This is a genomic window from Delftia sp. DLF01 (assembly GCF_014852125.1).
In the GTDB taxonomy this organism is placed as follows: Bacteria; Pseudomonadota; Gammaproteobacteria; order Burkholderiales; family Burkholderiaceae_C; genus Comamonas; species Comamonas acidovorans.
In genome coordinates, this window is the sequence record NZ_JACVAZ010000003.1 from 130,812 (window position 1) to 151,339 (window position 20,528).

Genomic DNA, 20,528 nt, shown 5'->3' on the forward strand with positions numbered 1-20,528 from the left:
TGGTCAAAAAGGGCGGGCGGCGACCTTGCCCTGCATCAAAACAGTTACGTTATAACATAACAAAATTGACAACCGCGCACTGTTTTACAATTAAAAAGAATATTAAGTTGCGCTTAAATACACAACAGGATATAGTCAGCTCCGTTGTTGAGGCCAAGCGCTTAAGCCGCCCACTTCCCTTCCCTGCACAACGGCTGTCCGCCGCTCCCCGCAGGATGTCTCTTGCGACCTTTGTCGCACAGTTGGTCTGTAGAGCTGCAGCCAACCGAGTTCCCAGATGCTCACGCAGGCCTGTTCAAGGCTGCGAACCTGACTGAACCACATTTCAAACACCGGCATTCCCATGGGCAAGTACGTCGTCTCGCCCTCGACACACCCGACCGACTGCGGCCGCTTCCGCGCCTCCTTCGCGGTCCATCGCTCCCAAGGCAACGGCAGCTACTGCCGCGTATTCCGTTTCGACAAGGCGTTCGCCTCCCGCGAAGCAGCACGGCTGTTTGCCGTCACCCAGGGCTGGCTTCAGACCTGCATGCAGCACCCGCCTGCGTGCTGACGGCCTGTCTGCCCGGCTGCCTGTCGCCCTCCCACCCATTCACCGCCGCGGATTGCACAGTCCGCCGCATGCATGCCAACGGTGCGCCCTTTTGCGCACATCCAATCGAAGAGGTTTTCCTATGACCACCAAAATCTACGTGGGCAATCTGCCCTACTCCGTGACCGACTCCAGCCTGGAAAGCAACTTTGCCGAGTTCGGCAACGTGGCCTCCGCCAAGGTCATGATGGACCGCGAAACCGGCCGCTCCAAGGGCTTCGGCTTTGTGGAAATGGCTTCTGCCGAAGTCGCCCAGGCCGCCATCACCGGCCTGCACGGCATGTCCGTGGACGGACGCTCGATCGTCGTGAACCTGGCCCGTCCCCGTGAAGAAGGCCGCAGCTCCGGTGGCTACAGCCCGCAGGGTTACGCCGGCAAGCGTTCGGACGTCGGCTATGGCAATGGCGGCCACGGCGGCGGTCGCTACTGATCACGGCGCAGCTTCCAAAAACCGGCTCTCTGGGCCGGTTTTTTTTCGCCTGCGGTTTTCTTTCCTGCCGTTGCAGGCATGAAAAAACCGGCCGCCCTTGCGGGTCGGCCGGTCATGGCTGAAGCATGCCGGGGCCTGGCCCCCCGGCACAGTGGCTTACAGCAGCGCGTCGATGGCTGCGTTGAACGTGGCGCTGGGGCGCATCACGGCATCCATCTTGGCCACGTCGGGCATGTAGTAGCCACCGATGTCCACGGCCTTGCCCTGCACGGCGCGCAGCTCTTCGATGATCTTGGACTCGTTGTCGGCCAGTTGCTTGGCCAGCGAAGCGAACTTGGAGGCCAGTTCGGCATCTTCCGTCTGCGCCGCCAGGGCCTGTGCCCAATACAGGGCGATGTAGAACTGGCTGCCACGGTTGTCCAGCTCGCCGGTGCGGCGCGAAGGCGACTTGTCTTCGTCCAGCAGCTTGCCCGTGGCTTCATCCAGGGTCTTGGCCAGCAGCTTGGCGCGGGCGTTGTCGTTCTTGATGCCCAGGTCTTCCAGCGACACGGCCAGTGCCAGGAACTCGCCCAGCGAATCCCAGCGCAGGTGGTTTTCCTCCACCAGCTGCTGCACGTGCTTGGGAGCCGAGCCGCCAGCACCCGTTTCGTACATGCCGCCGCCGGCCATCAGGGGCACGATGGACAGCATCTTGGCCGAGGTGCCCAGTTCCATGATGGGGAACAGGTCGGTCAGGTAGTCGCGCAGGATGTTGCCGGTCACCGAGATGGTGTCCAGGCCGCGGGCCACGCGCTCCAGCGTGTAGCGCATGGCGCGGACCTGAGACAGGATGTGGATTTCCAGGCCCGTGGTGTCGTAGTCCTTCAGGTAGGTGTTGACCTTCTTGATCAGCTCGGCCTCGTGCGGACGATAGGGGTCCAGCCAGAACACGGCAGGCATGCCGGAGTTGCGGGCACGCGTGACGGCCAGCTTGACCCAGTCGCGGATGGGAGCGTCCTTGACCTGGCACATGCGCCAGATGTCGCCCTGCTCCACGTTCTGGCTCATCAGCACTTCGCCGGTGGCCAGATCGACGATGTTGGCAACGCCGTCTTCCTCGATCTCGAAGGTCTTGTCGTGCGAGCCGTACTCTTCGGCCTTTTGCGCCATCAGGCCCACGTTGGGCACGGTGCCCATGGTCTTGGGGTCGAAGTTGCCGTGCCACTTGCAGAAGTTGATCATCTCCTGGTAGATACGGGCAAAGGTGGACTCAGGCATCACGGCCTTGCAGTCGTAGGGCTTGCCGTCGGCGCCCCACATCTTGCCGCCCTGGCGGATCATGGCGGGCATGGACGCGTCAACGATCACGTCGTTGGGCGAGTGGAAGTTGGTGATGCCCTTGGCCGAGTCCACCATGGCCAGCGCAGGACGGTGTTCCTGGCAGGCGTGCAGGTCACGGATGATCTCTTCGCGCAGCGAGGCGGGCAGTGTCTCGATCTTCTCGTACAGCGTGGACATGCCGTTGTTGACGTTCACGCCCAGCTCGTCGAACAGCTTGCCGTGCTTCTCGAAGGCTTCCTTGTAGTAGATCCTCACGCAGTGGCCGAACACGATGGGGTGCGAGACCTTCATCATCGTGGCCTTGACGTGCAGCGAGAACAGGATGCCGGCGTCGCGGCAGTCGTCCAGTTCCTTTTCATAGAAGTCGCACAGCGCCTTCTTGCTCATGAACATGGAGTCGATGATCTCGCCAGCCTTCAGGGCCACCTTGGACTTGAGCACCACGGTCTTGCCGCTCTTGGTGGTCAGCTCCATCTTGACGTCGCGTGCGGCGTCCAGCGTGATCGACTTTTCGCCGTGGTAGAAGTCGCCGTGCTCCATGTGCGAGACATGGGTTTGCGACCACTGCTTCCACTCGCCCATGGAGTGGGGGTGCTTCTTGGCGTAGTTCTTGACGGCGGCAGGAGCGCGGCGGTCGGAGTTGCCCTCGCGCAGCACGGGGTTCACGGCCGAGCCCAGGCACTTGCCGTAGCGTGCCTTGATGTCCTTTTCCTGATCGTTGGTCGGATTCTCGGGGTAGTCGGGCAGTGCGTAGCCCTTGCCCTGCAGCTCCTTGATGGCAGCCGTCAGCTGGGCTACCGAGGCGCTGATGTTGGGCAGCTTGATGATGTTGACATCGGGCTCCAGCGTCTTCTTGCCGAGCTCGGACAAGGTGTGGGCCACGCGCTGGTCTTCGGCCAGGAATTCGGAGAACTCACCCAGGATGCGGTGGGCCACGGAGATGTCGGCGGTCTCGACATTCACGCCGACGGGTGCGGCAAAGGCGCGCACCACAGGCAGGAAAGCACTGGTGGCAAGGCGCGGAGCCTCATCGGTCAGGGTGTAGATGATGGTGGGTTGCTGCGTGCTCATCTCTTGTCTCAGGTAGTGAAAAGGTAGGGGTCGCGCCGCAGGCCGTCGAACCGGGCATCCGCTAGGGGAAACGGGGCCGGTGCAGCCTGAGGCAGTAGGACCGTCACGCAATGCCCCGTCGCGCCAGCATGCTGCCCCGGCGTTTTCTGCAATGCGATCCCACAATACAAAATTCTAAGCGGAACCCGCCATATTTTTTAAGTCTTGTAGAAGACTTAGGGTTTTACAGCGGCATTCGGGACCTGTTTTCACAGGGAAACGGCTTGCAGCCCCCGCGTTTTCTACCATGCAAAAAATGCTGTAGCGTGACGGACACGCAAGCGGAGCAGACCCCCGGGTCAAACCCAGAGCCGATACATCCAGAACGATTCATCGTGCTCGAAGCGCCGCGCAAACTCCCCCGGCGGAAACCCCGTGATCTGGCGCACGGCGCGGCACATATGGGCCTGGTCGGAGAAGCCCTCGTCCAGCGCCAGCGCGGCCCAGTCCAGCGCCTGTCCCTGTTCATGGTGGCGCCGCGCCGCATGGAACAGGCTTTCCGTGCGCACCATGCCCTGCCACTGCCGCAGGGAGCGGCCGCTGAACTGCTTGATGCGCCGCTCCACCTGGCGCGCGCCCAGCGTTCTTTGCCATTGCAGCGCCTGCATCCCCAGCCAGGCCACCCAGTGGCGCCCATGCTCGCGCAATGAGGGCAGCACCTGCAGGGCGCTCCCCCGGACCTCGCGCCAGCGCGGCGCCAAGTGGCGCTGCAACGCGTCCAGGGTGCCGGCATCGTCCTGCGCATGCAGCAGGGCCTGGCACAGCGCGGACCAGGACGGCCCCAGCACCCCGGATGCCGCGACAAAGCCATCCTGCGCCTGCAGCACGCCGGGGCCGAACAGCTGCAGCGCGGCATCCAGGTGCAGGCAGACCATGCCGCCACGGCCCGGCCCGCTGGCCCAGCTGGCCGTGGGCGCGGTCTGGCTGCCCGAGAGCATGACGGATGCCTCAAAGGGCTCGTAGCCCTGCACGCCCACCAGGCCTGCGGCCATGTCCTGGTACCAGGACAGGCAGACCATGGGGGTGGCGGGAAAATGCGACAGCCGCTGCGCATCGTCCAGGACCACGCCCCGCGTATCGCGGCAGACGACGGCCACCACCGCACCATGCAGCCCCGCTGGCGCGGGATACAGCATGGAGTGCGGCTGCCGCCCCTGGCCTGCCCAGCGCGCGGCCCTGGCATCCAGAGGGGGACAGGCAGCAAAGGCGCTGGGCGTACAGGCTTCGATTGCGGCTTCGGCTTCGGGCATCACGACGGCATCCATGGAGGCGCAGTGTAGGCCTTGCCGCCCGCCGATCCGGTGACGCTTTCGTTCAAGACCACGGGCGGCGTGACCAGCGAGCATGGGAACATGAACCGCCCGATTCCCACGCAAGATACCTGCACACCGGCGCCGTCGAATGCGGCCTCCTGCCCCTTTGCCACGCAAGCGCCGCAATCCGCGCAACCGGCGCAACCCGAGCAATCCGAGCAGACGGCCTCCAGGGCCTGGCCACCCGGCCCGGCACCGGGGCTCATGGGCTGGGGCCTGCTGCGCCGCATGTCGCGCGACCTGCTGGGTACGCTGGCGCAGTGGCGCGGCGAGCACGGCGATGCCATCCATCTGCGCATCTGGCCAGAGCACCAGGTCGTCGTCACGGATCCCGAACTGGTGCGCGAGCTGCTGGTCGGCCAGCACGATGCGCTGGTGCGCTGGGAGCACGGCATCTCGGTCTTTGCCCAATTGCACGGCCACAGCGTGCTGGTCAGCGAAGGCCAGCCCTGGCGCAGCAAGCGGCAGGCCCTGTTGCCGGCCTTCTCCCCCAAGGCCGTGCAGGCCCAGATACCGGCCCTGGCCGCAGCCGCGCAGGCCGCGCTCCAGGCCTGGCCGCAGCAGTCCGAGGACTTTCCGATGGAACAGGCGCTGACCGCCCTGGCCATGGATGTGATCATGCGGCTGATGTTCTCCGGCGCCATCGGCGAGGATGCGCGCTCCGCGGAGCAGGCCATCCGCGAAGTCAGCCATGCCGCCAACAGCGAGTTCTACTGGCCCCTGCGCTGGCCCGATGCCATGCCCTGGAAGCGCCGCAAGCGCCGGGCGCTTGCGTGGCTGCGCGGCTTCATCGACCGGCAGGTCCGGCTCCGGCTGGCGCAGGCCGATGCACACTGGCCCGAGGATCTGCTCAGCCGCCTGCTGCGCCTGCACCGGGGCGACGCCCAGGCCTGGACACTGCAGGCCGTGCGCGATGAGTGCATGACGGCCTTTCTGGCAGGTCACGAAACCGTGGCCAGCAGCCTGACCTGGTGGTCCTGGTGCATGGCCACCCATCCCGAGGCGCAGCAGCAGGTGGCCGACGAGATCCACGAACAGCTGCAGGGCCGCATGCCCACGGCGCAGGACCTGCCCGCGCTGCGCCAGTTGGGCTGGAGCCTTCAGGAAGCCATGCGCCTGTACCCGGCCGCGCCGGTGCTCATCAGCCGGCGTTGCACGCGGCCTGTGCAGCTGGGTCCGTGGCGCCTGCCCGCGCGAACCCTGTTCATGATTGCGCCCGGCCTCATGCAACGCGACGCGCGCTGGTTCCCGCAACCCGATGCCTTTCAGCCGCAGCGTTTCGCCGTTGCCGACAACGACGGAGCCCCTGCCGCGCCGCGCGGCAGCTGGATGCCCTTTGGCACCGGCCCGCGCGTATGCCTGGGCCAGCACCTGGCCAGCACGGAGATGACGGTGGTGGCAGCCATGGTGCTGCAGCGCCTTCGGCTGAGCGTGCCCGAAGGTGCCAGCGCGCCCCGCCCTGTGCTGCAGGTCACGCTGCGGCCATCCACGCCCTTGAGACTGCGGCTGCAATCGCGCAGCAGCGCACAGGCCGGGTAAACGTGGCGATATATTGCGCCAAATCATCTACAAAGCACGCCAATTACGCCAAATTGTCACCCATCCGCATTTATTCTGTCTTTTTGACTAGAACCACTGGACTGGAGACGATTTGAGTACCCTGGCAATCGTGATTTCATTGGCGGGACTGATGTTCCTGGCTTACCGAGGCATCTCCGTGCTGCTGCTGGCCCCCCTGATGGCCGCCGTGGCCGTGCTGCTGTCCGGCGACCTGGGCCACATGCTGCCGCTGTACACCAGCACCTTCATGGGCGCCCTGGGCAACTACATGCTGCAGTTCTTCCCCGTGTTCCTGCTGGGCGCGCTGTTCGGCCAGTTGATGGCGGACTCGGGCGCAGCCACCGCGATATCGCACTGGATCATGCGCGTGCTGGGCGAGAAGCACGCCATCCTCACGGTGGTGCTGGCCTGCGCCGTGCTCACCTATGGCGGCGTGTCGCTGTTCGTGGTGGCCTTTGCCATCTATCCGATTGCCAAGTCGCTGTTCCGCGCGGCCCATGTGCCCAAGCGGCTGATACCGCCCACCATCGCGCTGGGCTCGTTCACCTTCACCATGACGGCGCTGCCGGGCACGCCGTCCATCCAGAACGCCATTCCCATTCCCTACTACGGTACCAATGTGTTCGCAGCGCCGGGCCTGGGCATCATCGGCGGCATGACCATGCTGGCCCTGGGCCTGTGGTGGCTGCAGTCGCGCGCGGCCAAGGCGCGCGTGGCCGGCGAAGGCTACGGCGACCATGACGACGCCGTCGAGCAGGGCCTGCATGACGAAAGCGATCCCGCCCTGCACAGCCGCCGGGACCTGCCGCTGCTGCTGGCCCTGCTGCCGCTGGTGCTGGTGATCGCGGTCAATGCGCTGCTCACCTACGGCGTGTTCCCGCAGATGGATTTCGGCTTTCTGAAGGAGCGCTTTCCTGCCGTGGACCCTGCCAAGCAGACGGGCCTGTGGGCGCTGATCATGGCCCTGGCCGTGGCCTGCGCCGCACTGGTGCTGCTGGGCCTGGGCCGCTGGCGCAATCTCAAGGAGTCGGTGAACAAGGGCGTGCTGGGCTCCATGCTGCCCATCTTCAACACCGCCTCGGAAGTGGGCTACGGCGCGGTCATCGCGGGGCTGGCGGGCTTTGCCATCATCCGCGAGGCCGTGCTCAATGTCGCACCTCACAACCCGCTGATCTCCGAGGCCGTGGCCATGAACGTGCTGGCCGGCATCACGGGGTCGTCGTCCGGCGGCCTGTCGATTGCCCTGTCCACGCTGGGCAAGGACTACCTGGCCATGGCCGCGCAACTGGGCATCAGCCCCGAGCTGCTGCACCGCGTGGCCGTGATGGCGGCCGGCTGCTTCGACACCCTGCCGCACAGCGGCGCCATCATCACGCTGCTGTCCATCTGCGGCCTCACGCACCGCCAGTCGTACGGCAACATCGCCATCATGACCATTGGCGCGCCACTGCTGGCCCTGGTGCTGGTGATCACGCTCGGCACCATGTTCGGGTCCTTCTGAGGGACCAGGGCGCAGAGCGCGCGCGGGAAATACCACGGCATCGCGCCCGCCACAACCGGCATATGACGTATATGCGCGGGGCGGGTGCATGGCAACAATGCATGCACGGCGATAAGGCATCGCCCCGATTCATTCCCGCATTACCGACAAGACGACATCCGCTGCCAAAGCTGCCAGCGCAGATGTCGGGCAACAAGGCCCGAACCGCTCCCTGACCCGGAGCGGTTCGGGCCTTTTTTTGTTGGCCGGGAATCGAAGGGGCGGCGATGCGGAAAGCCGCCTCTCAACCCTTTCAGGAGCAGCAGCATGAGACACGGAGATATTTCCAGCAGCAACGATTGCGTCGGCGTGGCAGTGGTCAACTACAAGATGCCGCGCCTGCACAACAAGGCCGAGGTGCTGGACAACTGCCGCAAGATCGCGGACATGCTGGTGGGCATGAAGCGCGGCCTGCCGGGCATGGACCTGGTGATCTTCCCCGAGTACTCCACGCACGGCATCATGTACGACGCCAAGGAGATGTACGACACGGCCAGCGCCATCCCAGGCGAAGAGACCGAGATCTTTGCCGACGCCTGCCGCAGGGCCAACGTCTGGGGCGTGTTCTCGCTGACGGGCGAGCGCCATGAGGAGCACCCCAACAAGGCGCCCTACAACACCCTGATCCTCATGAACAACCAGGGCGAGATCGTGCAGAAGTACCGCAAGATCATGCCCTGGGTGCCCATCGAGGGCTGGTACCCGGGCGACTGCACCTATGTGAGCGAAGGCCCCAAGGGCCTGAAGATCAGCCTCATCATCTGCGACGACGGCAACTACCCCGAGATCTGGCGCGACTGCGCCATGCGCGGCGCCGAGCTCGTCGTGCGCTGCCAGGGCTACATGTACCCGGCCAAGGAGCAGCAGATCATGGTCTCCAAGGCCATGGCCTTCATGAACAACTGCTACGTGGCCGTGGCCAATGCGGCGGGCTTCGACGGCGTGTACTCGTACTTCGGGCACTCGGCCATCATCGGCTTCGACGGCCGCACCCTGGGCGAGACCGGCGAGGAGGAAATGGGCATCCAGTACGCCGAGTTGTCCAAGCACCTGATCCGCGATGCGCGCAAGAACGGCCAGTCGCAGAACCATCTGTTCAAGCTGGTGCACCGCGGCTACACCGGCACCATCAACTCCGGCGACGGGGACAAGGGCGTGGCCGCCTGCCCCTACAACTTCTACAGCCAGTGGGTCAACGATCCCGAGGGCACGCGCGAGATGGTGGAGTCCTTCACACGCACCACCGTGGGCACGCCCGAATGCCCCATCGAAGGCATTCCGCACGAGGCGCCCAAGCACCGCTGACAGCGTCCTGCCTCCGAGTCTGCAGGCCTGGGGGCAGGCCCGCCCATGAACACGGAAAGGTGAAGAGTGAAGATGAGCACGACAACAACCACAGGCCCGGTGCCCGCTCCCGCCAGCCAGGCCGCCGACCCGCTGGCGGCCTACCGCATCGAGGAAGAGCCCTTCTACCGCCCCTCGGGCCGCGAGGTCCAGCTCTACCGCCAGGCCTACCAGCACCGCATGCCGCTCATCCTCAAGGGCCCCACGGGCTGCGGCAAGACGCGCTTTGTGGAGTACATGGCCTGGGCGCTCAAGCGCCCCCTGGTCACGCTGGCCTGCAACGAGGACATGACGGCCTCCGACCTGGTGGGCCGCTACCTGCTGGATGCCGACGGCACGGCCTGGCACGACGGCCCGCTGACCCTGGCCGTGCGCCACGGCGGCATCTGCTACCTGGACGAAGTGGTGGAGGCCCGCCAGGACACCACCGTCGTCATCCACCCGCTGACCGACGCGCGCCGCGCCCTGCCGCTGGACAAGAAGGGCGAGGTGGTCCACGCGCACCCTGACTTCCAGCTGGTGGTTTCCTACAACCCCGGCTACCAGAGCAGCGCCAAGGACATGAAGCCATCGACCCGCCAGCGCTTCGCGGCGCTGGACTTCGACTACCCGGCGCCCGAGATCGAGGCGGACATCGTGGCCCACGAGACCGGCATTGCGCCGGCCACCGCTCGCAGCCTGGTCAGCCTGGCGCGCAGCACACGCGAACTGCGCCACCGGGGCCTGGACGAAGGCGCCTCCACCCGCATGCTGATTTACGCAGGCCTGCTGATGCGCGACGGCATGCCGGTGCATGACAGCTGCGACATGACCATCACCAGCGCCCTGACCGACGACCCCGACACGGCCGCCGCGCTGCGCCAGCTGGTCGAAGCAGAGTTCGGCGCCTGAGGGCCGCGCGCCATGGCCATCGTCTCCGCTGCCTTGCCCGAAGAGTCTCGCCTGCTGCACACGCTGGGCCTGCTGGCCAGCGGCCTGGCGCGCCAGCCTGTCGCCGTGCAGGCGCTGGCCAGGATGCCGGCCAGTGCCCCGGCGGCAGGCCAGGCCCACGCCCTGCCGCCGCGCGCCGTGCTGATCGGCCAGCCTGCCCGGCTGCTGGTTCCCGCCAACTTGTCCACTCAGGCACACCTGCACGCAGCAACGATGGCCCATGCCTCAGCCCATCTGCGCTTTTCGCCCGCCCGCCAGGACAGCAGCGCCCTCAAGCCCATGGGCCAGGCCGTGGCGGCTGCGCTGGAAGATGCGCGCGTGGAACGGCTGCTGTGCCTGCAGCACCCCGGCGTGCGCCGCTGGTTCGAGGCCTGCATCGCGCCCGAGCCCGACCCATCCGACCTGGGCTTTGCCGCCTTCATGGCCCGGCTGGACCGCATGCTGCTGTGGCCAGGCCGTATGGACGGCAACCACTGGATCCACAAGGCCCGTGACCTGTTCGAGAACACCGCCACGCGCCATGGCCTGGAGGACTACGCCGCATTCCGGGCCATTGCCTCCATCCTGGCCAACGACCTGGGACAGATGCGCGTGCGCATGGACCCCCAGCACCATGCCGTGCCCAGCATCTACCGTGATGACAACAGCTATCTCTGGCAGCATCCGGAGTCGCCCCAGGGCGAGGAAGACACACTCGCGCTGCAGCAGACCGCTGCGCGCGCGGCCCCTCCTCCATCGGCTGGCGCAGGACAGCAGTCGGATGCACAGGAAGGCCAGTCGCTGGACCTGGACCCAGGCCTGGAACTGTCGCGCCACAGCTATCCCGAATGGGACCGCAGGTCGGAGCGCCTGAAGACGGACTGGTGCACCGTCATCGACACCCTGCCTGCATGGCCCGAGGCTTTGGCCGGAAAAGGCACCCAGGCCGGCAGACAGACACTGCCGCCCCTGCCGCTGCCTCCCGCACGCCAGCTGGACCGGCGCCAGCGCCTGCGCCGCCAGTGGGAGGGCGATGACCTGGACTTCAATGCCGCCATCGAGGTCCAGGTGGACCGCCGCCTGAACCTGCGACCGGAACCTCGCCTTTTCATGCGGGCCGGCAAAGGCCCGCGCCCCACCAGCCTGCTGGTGCTGATGGACGCTTCCGAATCGGTCAACACGCCCGGCCCCCAAGGCGCCAGCCTGCTGGAGCTGGAGAAACAGGCGGCCCTCATGCTGGCCGAATCGCGCGCAGGCCACAGGACCGGCGTGGACCGCCTGGCCATCCACGCCTTCTCGTCCAACACGCGCGCCGAAGTCCGCTACCTGCGCCTGCTGGACTTCGGCCAACCCTTTGCCGCAGCAGCGGCCACCCGGTTGCAGGCACTGCAGGGCCGCCATTCCACCCGCCTGGGCGCCGCCCTGCGCCACGCCAGCAGCCTGCTGGCAGCGGAGCCTGCTGGCCAGCGCCATCTGCTGGTGATCACCGACGGCGCACCCGCCGACATCGACGTGCATGACGATCGCTACCTGATCGAAGACGCGCGCCATGCCGTGCAGCAGGCCCGCGCCGCAGGCATACGCATCAGTTGCCTGGCCGTGGACAGCCAGGCAGACGGCTATGTGCGCCATATCTTTGGCGGGCGCAACTACGGCATTGCCGACGACGCGCGTCATCTGCCAAGGCGGCTGTCCCAGATGGGCGCAAGGCTCGCAGCCGGCCGCTGACCACGGCAAGCGCCACGGAAATCTCGATTAACCTGAAGCCTGCAAAGAACGCACGCCAGCACCTGGCACAGAAGGAACCCATGAACGACCCCGTCAGAGTCGGCATTCTTTACTCGGCCACCGGCACCACATCGATCATCGGCCAGTCCCAGCTGCAGGGCGCGCAGCTGGCCATCGACGAAATCAACGAGGCGGGCGGCCTGCTGGGGCGTGAACTGGTGGCAGTGCGCTACGACCCGGCCTCCACGCCGGCCCGCTATGCGGCCCTGGCCGAGCAACTCATCGTGCGCGACGGCATCAACGTCATCTTCGGCTGCTACATGTCCAGCAGCCGCAAGGCCGTCATCCCCATCGTCGAGAAATGGAACAAGCTGCTGTTCTATCCCACGCTCTACGAAGGCTTCGAGTTCTCGGGCAATGTCATCTACACGGGCGCCGCGCCCAACCAGAACAGCGTGCAACTGGCCGACTACATGACCAGCAGCTTCGGCGCGCGGGTCTACCTCATCGGCTCGGACTACATCTACCCCTATGAGTCCAACCGCATCATGGGCGAGCTGGTCATGCAGCACCCGGGCAGCGACAAGCTGGGCGAACACTACCTGCCGCTGGACGCCACCGAGCGCGACTACGCGGCCATCATGCAGGACATCCGCGCCAGGCAGCCGGACTTCATCTTCTCCACCGTGGTCGGCGACTCCACGGCCAGCCTCTACCGCGCCTATGCCGATGCGGGCTTCAACCCGCAGACCATGCCGATTGCCAGCCTCACCACCTCCGAGGCCGAGATCGCCCAGATGGGCGCCGATGTGGCTGCCGGCCACTTCACGGCCGCGCCCTACTTCCAGTCCATCGATTCGCCGGCCAACGCGCGCTGCCTGGCCCGGCTGCGCCAGCGCCTGGGCAACGACTGCCGGCCCAACCTGTGCTGGGAGGCCGCCTACTTTCAGATGCACCTGTTCGCCAACGCCTTCCGCCAGGCCGGCAGTGACCGCATAGGCGAGCTGCTGTCCCATCTGCTGGGCAGCGAATTCGACGCGCCCCAGGGCCGCATCCGGCTGGATCCCGACAACCACCACACCTGGCTGCACCCGCGCGTGGGCCGCGCCAATGCACAGGGCGGCTTCACCATCGTGCGCCAGGCCACCCGGGCCGTCTCGCCCGACCCCTACCTGGTCACACACTCCCTGGGCGACTGGACCGCCAGCCTCGGTGCCCTGGAGAACTGAGCGTGGATGCCGCCCCCAACAAGGACACCGGCAGCGCTGCCACAGGCCGGCCACTGCTGGAAAGAAAGCCGCTGCTGCGTGCCACCTCGCCCCAACTGAAGGAACTGCGCCAGCTGCGCATTGCCGTCGTCCACCCCGACGACGCGGACGGCCGCCTGCTGGCCCAGCAGCTGCAGCGCATAGGCTGCCAGGTCCAGGCCATCTGGCCGCCCCAGCCCAGCCTGCCCGAGGGCACGGACGTGGTCTTCCTGGCCGTGCGCCCCGATCACCTGCAGTTGAACTACGCCTGGACCCAGGGCGAGGGAGAGAGCCCGCCCACCGCCATCGCCGTGGTCAACTACGAGAACCCCACCATCGTCTCCGCCGTGCTGGAGCTGCAGGTGCAAGCCATCCTGCCCTCGCCCATCCGCTCCTTCGGCTTGCTGTCCACCCTGGTACTGGCGCGCAGAAACCACAGGGAATCACGCCAGCAGCAGCAGCGCATCGCCAAGCTCCAGGCCAAGCTGCTGGGCCAGCGCCGCGTGGCCGAAGCCAAGGCCATCCTCATGCAGACCCACCAGATCAACGAAGACCAGGCCTACGACATGATCCGCGCCCAGGCCATGAGCCGGCGAAGCTCGGTGGAGGAGATTGCCCAGGCCATCGTCCATGCGAGCGAAATACTGTCGCTGGGCAAGGGCGTGGGCGGGTGAAGGGGCCGGGGCATCGCACGCCTGCAGATGCCCCTCTCGCGGATGCCCTCCAGGGAGCCGGGCAGGAGCAATGTGACGAATGAGGCGCTATTGGCACATCGCCGATGCTTCGGCTGCCAAGTCCTTATAGACCGTGTATTGGCAAGTCCACTTATCCGGAGCAGACGAATACCCCCCCTCGAAGTAGCTTCCGCCTCGTCCCGCCGTGACGCGGCATCCTCCGCTGACAACCGTCTTACCGGCCGAACAGGAGGCAGTTACTTCGACAGCGGCGTCAGTGAAGTCGGCAAACGCCCAGGATCCAGTGTTGATCACCTTGGTCAAGGTCACCGAACCTGCCCCAGACGGACCTTGCAAGCCTTGTGGTCCATCGGCGCCGGTCGGTCCCGTCGCCCCGGTTGGCCCGGTATTGCCTGTCGGACCCTGCGCTCCCTGCAGACCCGTGGAGCCCGCCGTACCGGCCGTGCCTGCCGTTCCCGTCGCCCCTGTTGCCCCCGTCGGCCCGGTGGCGCCGGTAGAGCCCGTCGCGCCAATGCCGGTGGCTCCCGTGGCCCCGGTCGTGCCCGTAGCACCTGTTGCACCTGTGGGCCCTGTCACGCCCGTGGCTCCCTGGACGCCAATTGCGCCTTGAACCCCTGTCAAACCCGTAGCACCTGTTGCGCCCGTCGGTCCGGTAGGACCCGTTGCACCTGTTGCACCCGTGCCATTGGTCCCCGTCACACCGGTAGCCCCCGTCGCCCCCGTGGTGCCAGTCGCACCTGTGGGCCCGGTGGCACCCGTGGCGCCGGTAGCTCCAGCGCCCACACCCGCCGCACAGTGCACCAGCTGCCCCGTAACACCGTCAACACACAGCAACTGAGAGCCTGTGGCTGTATCGGCGGGCAGGGCTGGCACCAGTACCTCGCCAGTACGCTGGACCCTCAGGCGCTCGGCACCCACGGAGTTCTTGATCACGAAATCGCCATTGGCAGGCAGCGTGATGGAGACATCGGCCGCGAGGGCGGCAGGCGCATGCAGTCCGGCGCACGAAAGCAGGGCCAGCAGCAGGGCGGGAACGGGGCGATGATTGTGGTTCATAGGTTTTTCAGGAGCGGGGGGCGAATTGCGCTGGCGACGCAGGGCCATGCCACCGAGCAGCAGACTCATCAGCATCAGTCCACAGGTGTTGAGCGTGGAAATGCTGGCGGGCGATGTCACCAGTACAGGCATTGCACGCCTGATGCAATTTGTGACTCCACGCACACCGAGCACAGGAGCTCGGCTTGCCGAAGCCGGGCAGATGATGAGTGAGAAAATGATTCTCACGTAAGAAAAATTAACAATTGATTAATGAGTATCACATCAAAACAACTATCAGCCACTCAAATCACATGAAATTCCAACCAATCCGTCTCGCAGCCGGTTCAAGCCTGGAGGAAAGCAACCCATGATGGCCTCTACCGCTCTGCAATCAGACTGGCTCGATGCCCCCAAGATTGACAGAGTCATGCAGCGGAATATCTGCCCGGCAAGTGCTTCATCACCAGAAAAAAGCATGGGTACAAGCTGGCGGGATGACACAATCGCCCGACCACATCTCAGAACGTGAGAGAGCAATGACAGATCTGAAGAAGTTGCAAGAAGACAGAGAATCGGAAAGCAACGCACCCAAAAATCATCTTGAGCAGAGCCCCGCAGCTCCTGTCGATATCACGCCACACACCATAGGCTTGAGTGGATCCGTCGCAGGACGTGACTATAAAGCTCTGGACCGGATGAGAGCGGCCTTGAATGCAAGCATCTCCGTCTTGTCGCCTGAAGAACTTCTCAGGGATGAGCCTGCTCAATTGCCACAGAGCATTCCGAAACCTGAACTCCAATCGACAACATCAGGCTCCCAAGACTCATCGCCATCGCCACCCAAAGAAGCAAACATATATCCACAACAGGCTTCAGGCCGTTCCAAATATGGTTCATTCAACCAGTCTTATCTACTTGGTGGAAAAACCCCTACTCAAATAGCTAATCATTCCGGCATCACATCGAAAAACTCAAACCCCGCCAGCTCCACAAACAATAAAAAAAGGGAAATTCATGCTTCGCCGGAAATTCCTCTCATCGAGTTCAACGGAAAAATAAGCAACCCCATCGCGACCAAATCAAACCCTGAGATTAATATCAAAAAAGCAGAAAAGCCGATCTCCAAAAATACACCAGATCATCAGATAAAAATTCAGAAAACACCAGACAGCCACGCCAAAAAAAGCACTCCAATTCAACCCATACCGCTCAAATTACTATCCAGAGGGGGAGACACCCAACCCCGTCAACAAATAACAGGATCGACGCCGTTCGGCCACATGCTGGAGGAGCGGCGAAGGGAACAGGAAGAGCGCGAAGACAAAAGAACCGAGTACGCTAGGCGCAGCGCGATAGCCTCGGAAGCAGCGTTGCGGGCAGAACGAAATCGCACGCTGGAAGCGCAAAAAGAAGCCGCCTTCTACCGTAATGAGGCCGCCCGTGCAATGGACGAGGCAATGCTCGCCCGCAAAGGCATGTGGCTGGGACTGATGGCGGCCTTGGCTTGTGTGTGCACTGCCATCCTTGCTTACCTAATAACCGCGCCGCACCCCTGTTGAGCGGCTTTGCCCATGACCCAGTCCAGCCAGCCCCGGACAGGCCACGGCTTTACCCTCCCTGACATAATTTGGGGTTACCTGCCTCCTGCGCCTTGACTGAACCTGCGGCCACCGTCCTCTACGGCGCAACTGCCGCCGTACGGCGACCATCCTGCCCAGGCTGGCGGCAGGTGGATTGACCGCCTTCTTAGGGATAGGAACCGCGCGATGCATGGCTGCAGTTCACCCGTCACTTGCAAGGAAAGACAGGCGGGCGGGCGGTGGTGCAGAGCACAAAAGCGCAGGCGCAGCAGAAATTTCAATCGAATCAATGACACACCGCGAATTCCAAGCACCTGCCAACGTGTGGCGCATGTCCGTTGCGCCCATGATGGACTGGATTGATTCTTGAAGAAAATCATTATCTGACAGTAACTTAGATGTATGCCCGTGACCCTCTGTAGCAACTATGCTGCATCGCTCAATCAGTTGAGCTTCTAATTGTGCGTAGATTCGGCTAAGGTACCGTTCGATGAGGAGCACACCTACCAAGCCCAGACGCCTTTGAGTCAAAAGGCGCATTGACCCGTCTGGGAGTCCAACCTGCTCATGGGGCCGCGACCAACGGATTAAAAGTCCGATCCACCGAAATAGGCATGAGAGAAAAGACATTCCACATCAACAACTTGCAGCGATAGGAACGCCTCTAGTGTTTTTGAAATCATGCCTTTTAGCCCAATTTCGGCCTACCTTGGGCAGGTTTTGGTCATAGCAAAAGGACCGTATGGCTCGTCAGCAGTTTGTGCCTGGCCTGGCCCCTGGAGTAGCCTAGTGGCGACGATCCACTGAGGCATCCAGCACGGCACCTCTCTACTGCCTCGCCACTTGTCGAGATTATCGTCGACCTGTGTGCAGCGCCGACGCGTTCCCGCAGTTTTCCCTCACCAAGACCACAACCCGGCAATATTGTTAAATCTTTCTAGGAAATTTAAAAAAAAACTCTCAGACACTTTTCAGCATCTGAGAGCACAGTCAATACTAAAGCAAGGCTTTTACTGCATTACAAGCGATGCCCCACCTACGACATTCACAGTATTTACCAAAGTAAGACCAATAGCATTTGCCGAAATTACAAAAACCCCTCTTGTACCAGCTGCAACAGGAATGCTCAACCCAGTAACAATACAGCTGGAAATAGTACCTATAGTAATAATCCCCGTATAACCAGGAGTCATTGTGCATACCGCTCCTGGCACAGCAGCAAATACATTATTCACAGATGTATAAAGTTGCGCCTGCAATGAGATAGTAGTTCCAACCAAACTCAATGCACTGGTATTCTGGATTTGCGCAGTCAATCCAGTTATCACACCATCAGCCGGAAATGATTGAGGTACTCCATCTGCTGCTTGCTGTGCTGTGAGGTCTAGGTTGCCACCAATAAGACTTTGCATTGCAGCAGCAGGAACGTAGCCATTCATCGGCAAGACCGCAACGTTTCCGGGCAAGCCGCCCAAAATAGTGGTCAATGCCATGCCTTTCGCACTGCTGCTCATGATGACTTTACCACCCGATGCGCCTGCAGGGCCAGTGGGGCCTGTGGGGCCAGGCAAGCCAATATCACCCTGCGCCCCCGTCGGACCTTGAAGGCCCGTGGCACCAATGGGGCCTTGAGCGCCTGTCTGGCCCGCTGAACCTTGAAGGCCAATCGGACCTGTGGGTCCCGCCGGGCCTGCCTGTCCGGTGACGCCAGTCGCCCCTGTAACGCCCGCTGGTCCCGTGGCTCCTGTTGCTCCTGTCGGACCAGGACTTCCCACAATCGCACCTGCTGCGCATTTGCCCAGTCGCCCCGTCACATCGTCATAGCAGGCCACGCTGCCAGCCTCCGTTGTATTGGGCAAGTTGGGCAAATACACATCGCCTGTTTCCATCACCCGGAGCCGCTCTGCATTGCCTGCATTGTTCTTGATGACGAATCCACCATTGGCCGGCGGTGTGATGGTGATGTCGGCGCCGCCAGGAGCAGCCATTGCAGCGCCGCTCAAGACGATGGCCGCGGCGAAAGAGACAGAGCGCAGCGTGAATTTCATGGTTGTCATGGTCTGTATGTGGAGTAATTAACGTTGTGAAGTGCGGCGCTGACGCCAGAGCGCCAGTCCCATCAGCAGAGAAAGAAGCACTAATCCGTATTCGCTCAATGTGGGGATGGCCGCAGCCGACGGGGCGGAACCTGCACCTATCTGGACGGTGGATGGAACCGTCGCATTGGTGCGCACCACCGTTGCGCCAGGACCCAGGTTGATGACCGCTGTGCCACTGGCAGCTTGGAGCACCACGGGCTGACCAGGCACACCCTCGACGGTCAGCGTACCGAGCACGGTGATATTTGCCCCGACAGGCAGCACAAAGGTACGGCCCGTGCTGCTCTTGATGGTCAGGTTCTGCACGACCAAGGTGCCGCTGAGCTGGCTGGTGTTGCCCGGATCGCAGCCGTCGCGCAGCTCGATCGTGTTGTTGCCGGCATTCAGTGATCCGTTGATCTGCAGGTCACCACCCACCGACAGCGTTCCACCACTGTTGGTGATGGCGGCGGTACTTGCGAACGTAGCCGAAGAATCGACGGTCAGCGCGCCGCCCAGATCCAATGTTCCCTGCATGTCCAGCGCAGAGCAGGACAGGTCTACGGCGCCCCCGGGCGGGACAACCAGAGAGCTGCCCGGTGGATAGGACCACTGGGCAGCGGCGTTGGAGGACAGCAGAAAAGCCAAGCCAACCCCGGCCAGCCATCGCGAAAGTGAAAAAGTCATCAAACAAGCTCCGCTGGGCATCAAGACCGCAGGGCACAGTCACAGTAATGCGCCAAAAGTGTCAAGCATTGTCAGCTGAAACAATATGCAACTAATTGAAATCTTCGATCAAGAACTCGTTCGCGTTTTTGTTGTCATGGGCGCTGGGTTTTTGCTTTTTCCAGCTTTAGGTGCACCTCCTCATTCAACAGATGCATGGAAACCTCAATCTCCTGATTGATCCCCTTGACCTGATCGCGCTTGTTCGGTGCGTCGCTAGCCTGCACGCTGCGGCGGAACTTGCGGAGGTCCAACGCCGCGATCTGGTCGGACAGCAGGCGGTGCACCGAGTCCCGCATGGACTTCTGGATCTCGCGCGCGCACAGGATGCGCAGGGGGCGGTTGCTGCCCATCACCAGCAGGGCCATGGCCACAGACCAGGACTCGGCCCCGCCGCGCCCGCCGTAAGTGACCTTGAAGTGCTTGGGCTGGAACAGGCCGCGCAGCTTCGCGGGGAACTCGACACGAACGCGCGAGCGGTCTACCTCGTAGTCCTCGGCGAAATCTGGTTCCGGGCCCTCGCCGGCCAGGTGCGCGGCCTGCATGCTGGCGGACAGCAAGTTCATGCGCCCTCCCCGTCGCGCGGATCGTGCTCACGCGCTGGCGCATCCATGAAGTGCAGCTCGAAGTGGCCCACGTTGCCGCCGCCGTTCGGCCCCTTGCCCGCGTCCTTGTCGTTCATGCCAAAGGCCTGGCGTTCCATGTCCACCACGATGCGCAGGCTCTCGGCCAGCACCTTCATGGTCTTGGAGCGCTCCGGCAGGCTGATGACCTTCTGGTAGAGGTCGTTCAGCTTGTCCATGCCGTTGTCGTCCGGCGAGCGCAGCATCTCGCCCAGCTCCTGCAGGTAGGCCACCGTGTCCGCGTCCGCCATCTGCTCCAGCTCATCCAGCAGCGCATTGGTGATCTTGCGCGCCCTCTGGATGTCCCGTCTGTGCGCCAGCCTGATGGTGGCCAAAGCCTGCGCATTCGCGTCCACCACTTCACGTTCGGACGCAGTACGCTCCGCGCGTACCTCGCTGCGTACCGCCTCCTTGCGTACCAGTTGCTCGGCCTTCTCCTGGATGCGCTCCGAGAGATCCCGGCTCCAGTCGTCACGCTTGGCTCGCTTGCGGATCGCCCCCTCGCTGATGCCCTGCTCTGCTGCGATCTGCCGAAGGCTTTTGATGCCGGCCCTGTAATCCAGCTCGATGCGCTCCCACTGCGGCGCCTGCTTGTGTTCCTTGCTCATCCTCCCGAAGCTGGCAGGCTTGGGACGAGGCCAGCAGGACACTGGCAACGGTCAATTGAGGTTCACGCCTTAAAAACTACAAAACAG

At 63.5% G+C, this 20,528-nt stretch carries 17 protein-coding genes; 10 read left to right on the forward strand and 7 right to left on the reverse strand.

Annotated elements, in window-relative coordinates; all coding sequences use genetic code 11:
- The first annotated feature begins 343 nt into the window (after positions 1 to 343).
- Positions 344 to 553, forward strand: a complete 210-nt coding sequence (locus IB269_RS15845; RefSeq protein WP_012205475.1) for a hypothetical protein — start codon at positions 344 to 346, stop codon at positions 551 to 553.
- A 121-nt stretch (positions 554 to 674) separates the two neighbouring features.
- Positions 675 to 1,022 carry an RNA recognition motif domain-containing protein gene (locus tag IB269_RS15850; protein ID WP_012205474.1) on the forward strand — a complete coding sequence of 116 codons (348 nt, stop codon included), beginning with the start codon at positions 675 to 677 and terminating at the stop codon, positions 1,020 to 1,022.
- Between the two features lie 156 nt (positions 1,023 to 1,178).
- Here IB269_RS15850 and IB269_RS15855 read toward each other — a convergent pair whose 3' ends face one another.
- Together IB269_RS15855 and IB269_RS15860 are read right to left on the reverse strand one after the other, a co-directional pair.
- On the reverse strand, positions 1,179 to 3,413 hold the full coding sequence (locus tag IB269_RS15855) for an NADP-dependent isocitrate dehydrogenase (protein WP_013802520.1): 2,235 nt from the start codon (positions 3,411 to 3,413) through the stop codon (positions 1,179 to 1,181).
- A 338-nt stretch (positions 3,414 to 3,751) separates the two neighbouring features.
- Positions 3,752 to 4,702 carry a helix-turn-helix domain-containing protein gene (locus IB269_RS15860; protein ID WP_192368185.1) on the reverse strand — a complete coding sequence of 317 codons (951 nt, stop codon included), beginning with the start codon at positions 4,700 to 4,702 and terminating at the stop codon, positions 3,752 to 3,754.
- Positions 4,703 to 4,993: 291 nt separating this feature from the next.
- Between IB269_RS15860 and IB269_RS15865 the strand changes: the two genes are divergently transcribed.
- From IB269_RS15865 to IB269_RS15895, 7 genes are all read left to right on the forward strand, one after another.
- On the forward strand, positions 4,994 to 6,304 hold the full coding sequence (locus IB269_RS15865) for a cytochrome P450 (protein ID WP_263864459.1): 1,311 nt from the start codon (positions 4,994 to 4,996) through the stop codon (positions 6,302 to 6,304).
- Between the two features lie 112 nt (positions 6,305 to 6,416).
- The gene (locus tag IB269_RS15870; protein ID WP_013802523.1) at positions 6,417 to 7,826 is read left to right on the forward strand and encodes a GntP family permease; all 1,410 of its coding nucleotides are present in this window, start codon (positions 6,417 to 6,419) and stop codon (positions 7,824 to 7,826) included.
- 306 nt (positions 7,827 to 8,132) lie between these two features.
- A complete protein-coding gene (locus tag IB269_RS15875) occupies positions 8,133 to 9,170 on the forward strand; it encodes an aliphatic amidase (RefSeq protein ID WP_192367627.1) in 1,038 nt (345 codons plus the stop codon).
- 72 nt (positions 9,171 to 9,242) lie between these two features.
- Positions 9,243 to 10,100 (forward strand): CbbQ/NirQ/NorQ/GpvN family protein, encoded by an 858-nt coding sequence (locus IB269_RS15880; RefSeq protein WP_097202436.1) that lies wholly within the window; start codon positions 9,243 to 9,245, stop codon positions 10,098 to 10,100.
- Positions 10,101 to 10,112: 12 nt separating this feature from the next.
- Positions 10,113 to 11,846 (forward strand): nitric oxide reductase activation protein NorD, encoded by a 1,734-nt coding sequence (locus tag IB269_RS15885; RefSeq protein ID WP_192367628.1) that lies wholly within the window; start codon positions 10,113 to 10,115, stop codon positions 11,844 to 11,846.
- Between the two features lie 80 nt (positions 11,847 to 11,926).
- Positions 11,927 to 13,075, forward strand: a complete 1,149-nt coding sequence (locus tag IB269_RS15890; RefSeq protein ID WP_192367629.1) for a transporter substrate-binding domain-containing protein — start codon at positions 11,927 to 11,929, stop codon at positions 13,073 to 13,075.
- Between the two features lie 2 nt (positions 13,076 to 13,077).
- Complete coding sequence (locus IB269_RS15895) at positions 13,078 to 13,767, forward strand: ANTAR domain-containing response regulator (protein ID WP_192367630.1); 690 nt, start codon at positions 13,078 to 13,080, stop codon at positions 13,765 to 13,767.
- An 87-nt stretch (positions 13,768 to 13,854) separates the two neighbouring features.
- Here IB269_RS15895 and IB269_RS29305 read toward each other — a convergent pair whose 3' ends face one another.
- A complete protein-coding gene (locus IB269_RS29305; protein ID WP_192367631.1) occupies positions 13,855 to 14,976 on the reverse strand; it encodes a collagen-like protein in 1,122 nt (373 codons plus the stop codon).
- A 386-nt stretch (positions 14,977 to 15,362) separates the two neighbouring features.
- Here IB269_RS29305 and IB269_RS15905 point away from each other — a divergent pair, with 386 nt between their 5' ends.
- Positions 15,363 to 16,385, forward strand: coding sequence for a hypothetical protein (locus IB269_RS15905; RefSeq protein ID WP_192367632.1), 1,023 nt, complete (start codon positions 15,363 to 15,365; stop codon positions 16,383 to 16,385).
- A gap of 1,031 nt (positions 16,386 to 17,416) precedes the next feature.
- Here the strand turns inward: IB269_RS15905 and IB269_RS29260 are convergent.
- The 4 genes from IB269_RS29260 to IB269_RS15925 all read right to left on the reverse strand — a co-directional run bounded on the left by IB269_RS29260 (position 17,417) and on the right by IB269_RS15925 (position 20,441).
- The gene (locus tag IB269_RS29260; protein WP_318652163.1) at positions 17,417 to 18,454 is read right to left on the reverse strand and encodes a hypothetical protein; all 1,038 of its coding nucleotides are present in this window, start codon (positions 18,452 to 18,454) and stop codon (positions 17,417 to 17,419) included.
- 27 nt (positions 18,455 to 18,481) lie between these two features.
- Positions 18,482 to 19,171: an IPTL-CTERM sorting domain-containing protein gene (locus IB269_RS15915; RefSeq protein ID WP_192367634.1), complete on the reverse strand. Its 690-nt coding sequence runs from the start codon at positions 19,169 to 19,171 to the stop codon at positions 18,482 to 18,484.
- Positions 19,172 to 19,305: 134 nt separating this feature from the next.
- Positions 19,306 to 19,776: a phage terminase large subunit gene (locus IB269_RS15920; protein ID WP_263864457.1), complete on the reverse strand. Its 471-nt coding sequence runs from the start codon at positions 19,774 to 19,776 to the stop codon at positions 19,306 to 19,308.
- Positions 19,773 to 20,441 (reverse strand): hypothetical protein, encoded by a 669-nt coding sequence (locus IB269_RS15925; RefSeq protein WP_192367635.1) that lies wholly within the window; start codon positions 20,439 to 20,441, stop codon positions 19,773 to 19,775. The genes IB269_RS15920 and IB269_RS15925 overlap by 4 nt, the downstream gene beginning before the upstream one ends.
- Between the last annotated feature and the right edge of the window lie 87 nt (positions 20,442 to 20,528).

Coding starts and splice junctions, on each gene's coding strand:
- IB269_RS15845 (WP_012205475.1), top strand. CDS start 344: ATGGGCAAGTACGTCGTCTCGCCCTCGACACACCCGACCGACTGCGGC.
- IB269_RS15850 (WP_012205474.1), top strand. CDS start 675: ATGACCACCAAAATCTACGTGGGCAATCTGCCCTACTCCGTGACCGAC.
- IB269_RS15855 (WP_013802520.1), bottom strand. CDS start 3,413: ATGAGCACGCAGCAACCCACCATCATCTACACCCTGACCGATGAGGCT.
- IB269_RS15860 (WP_192368185.1), bottom strand. CDS start 4,702: ATGCCCGAAGCCGAAGCCGCAATCGAAGCCTGTACGCCCAGCGCCTTT.
- IB269_RS15865 (WP_263864459.1), top strand. CDS start 4,994: ATGTCGCGCGACCTGCTGGGTACGCTGGCGCAGTGGCGCGGCGAGCAC.
- IB269_RS15875 (WP_192367627.1), top strand. CDS start 8,133: ATGAGACACGGAGATATTTCCAGCAGCAACGATTGCGTCGGCGTGGCA.
- IB269_RS15880 (WP_097202436.1), top strand. CDS start 9,243: ATGAGCACGACAACAACCACAGGCCCGGTGCCCGCTCCCGCCAGCCAG.
- IB269_RS15885 (WP_192367628.1), top strand. CDS start 10,113: ATGGCCATCGTCTCCGCTGCCTTGCCCGAAGAGTCTCGCCTGCTGCAC.
- IB269_RS15890 (WP_192367629.1), top strand. CDS start 11,927: ATGAACGACCCCGTCAGAGTCGGCATTCTTTACTCGGCCACCGGCACC.
- IB269_RS29305 (WP_192367631.1), bottom strand. CDS start 14,976: ATGCCTGTACTGGTGACATCGCCCGCCAGCATTTCCACGCTCAACACC.
- IB269_RS15905 (WP_192367632.1), top strand. CDS start 15,363: ATGACAGATCTGAAGAAGTTGCAAGAAGACAGAGAATCGGAAAGCAAC.
- IB269_RS29260 (WP_318652163.1), bottom strand. CDS start 18,454: ATGAAATTCACGCTGCGCTCTGTCTCTTTCGCCGCGGCCATCGTCTTG.
- IB269_RS15915 (WP_192367634.1), bottom strand. CDS start 19,171: ATGACTTTTTCACTTTCGCGATGGCTGGCCGGGGTTGGCTTGGCTTTT.
- IB269_RS15920 (WP_263864457.1), bottom strand. CDS start 19,776: ATGAACTTGCTGTCCGCCAGCATGCAGGCCGCGCACCTGGCCGGCGAG.
- IB269_RS15925 (WP_192367635.1), bottom strand. CDS start 20,441: ATGAGCAAGGAACACAAGCAGGCGCCGCAGTGGGAGCGCATCGAGCTG.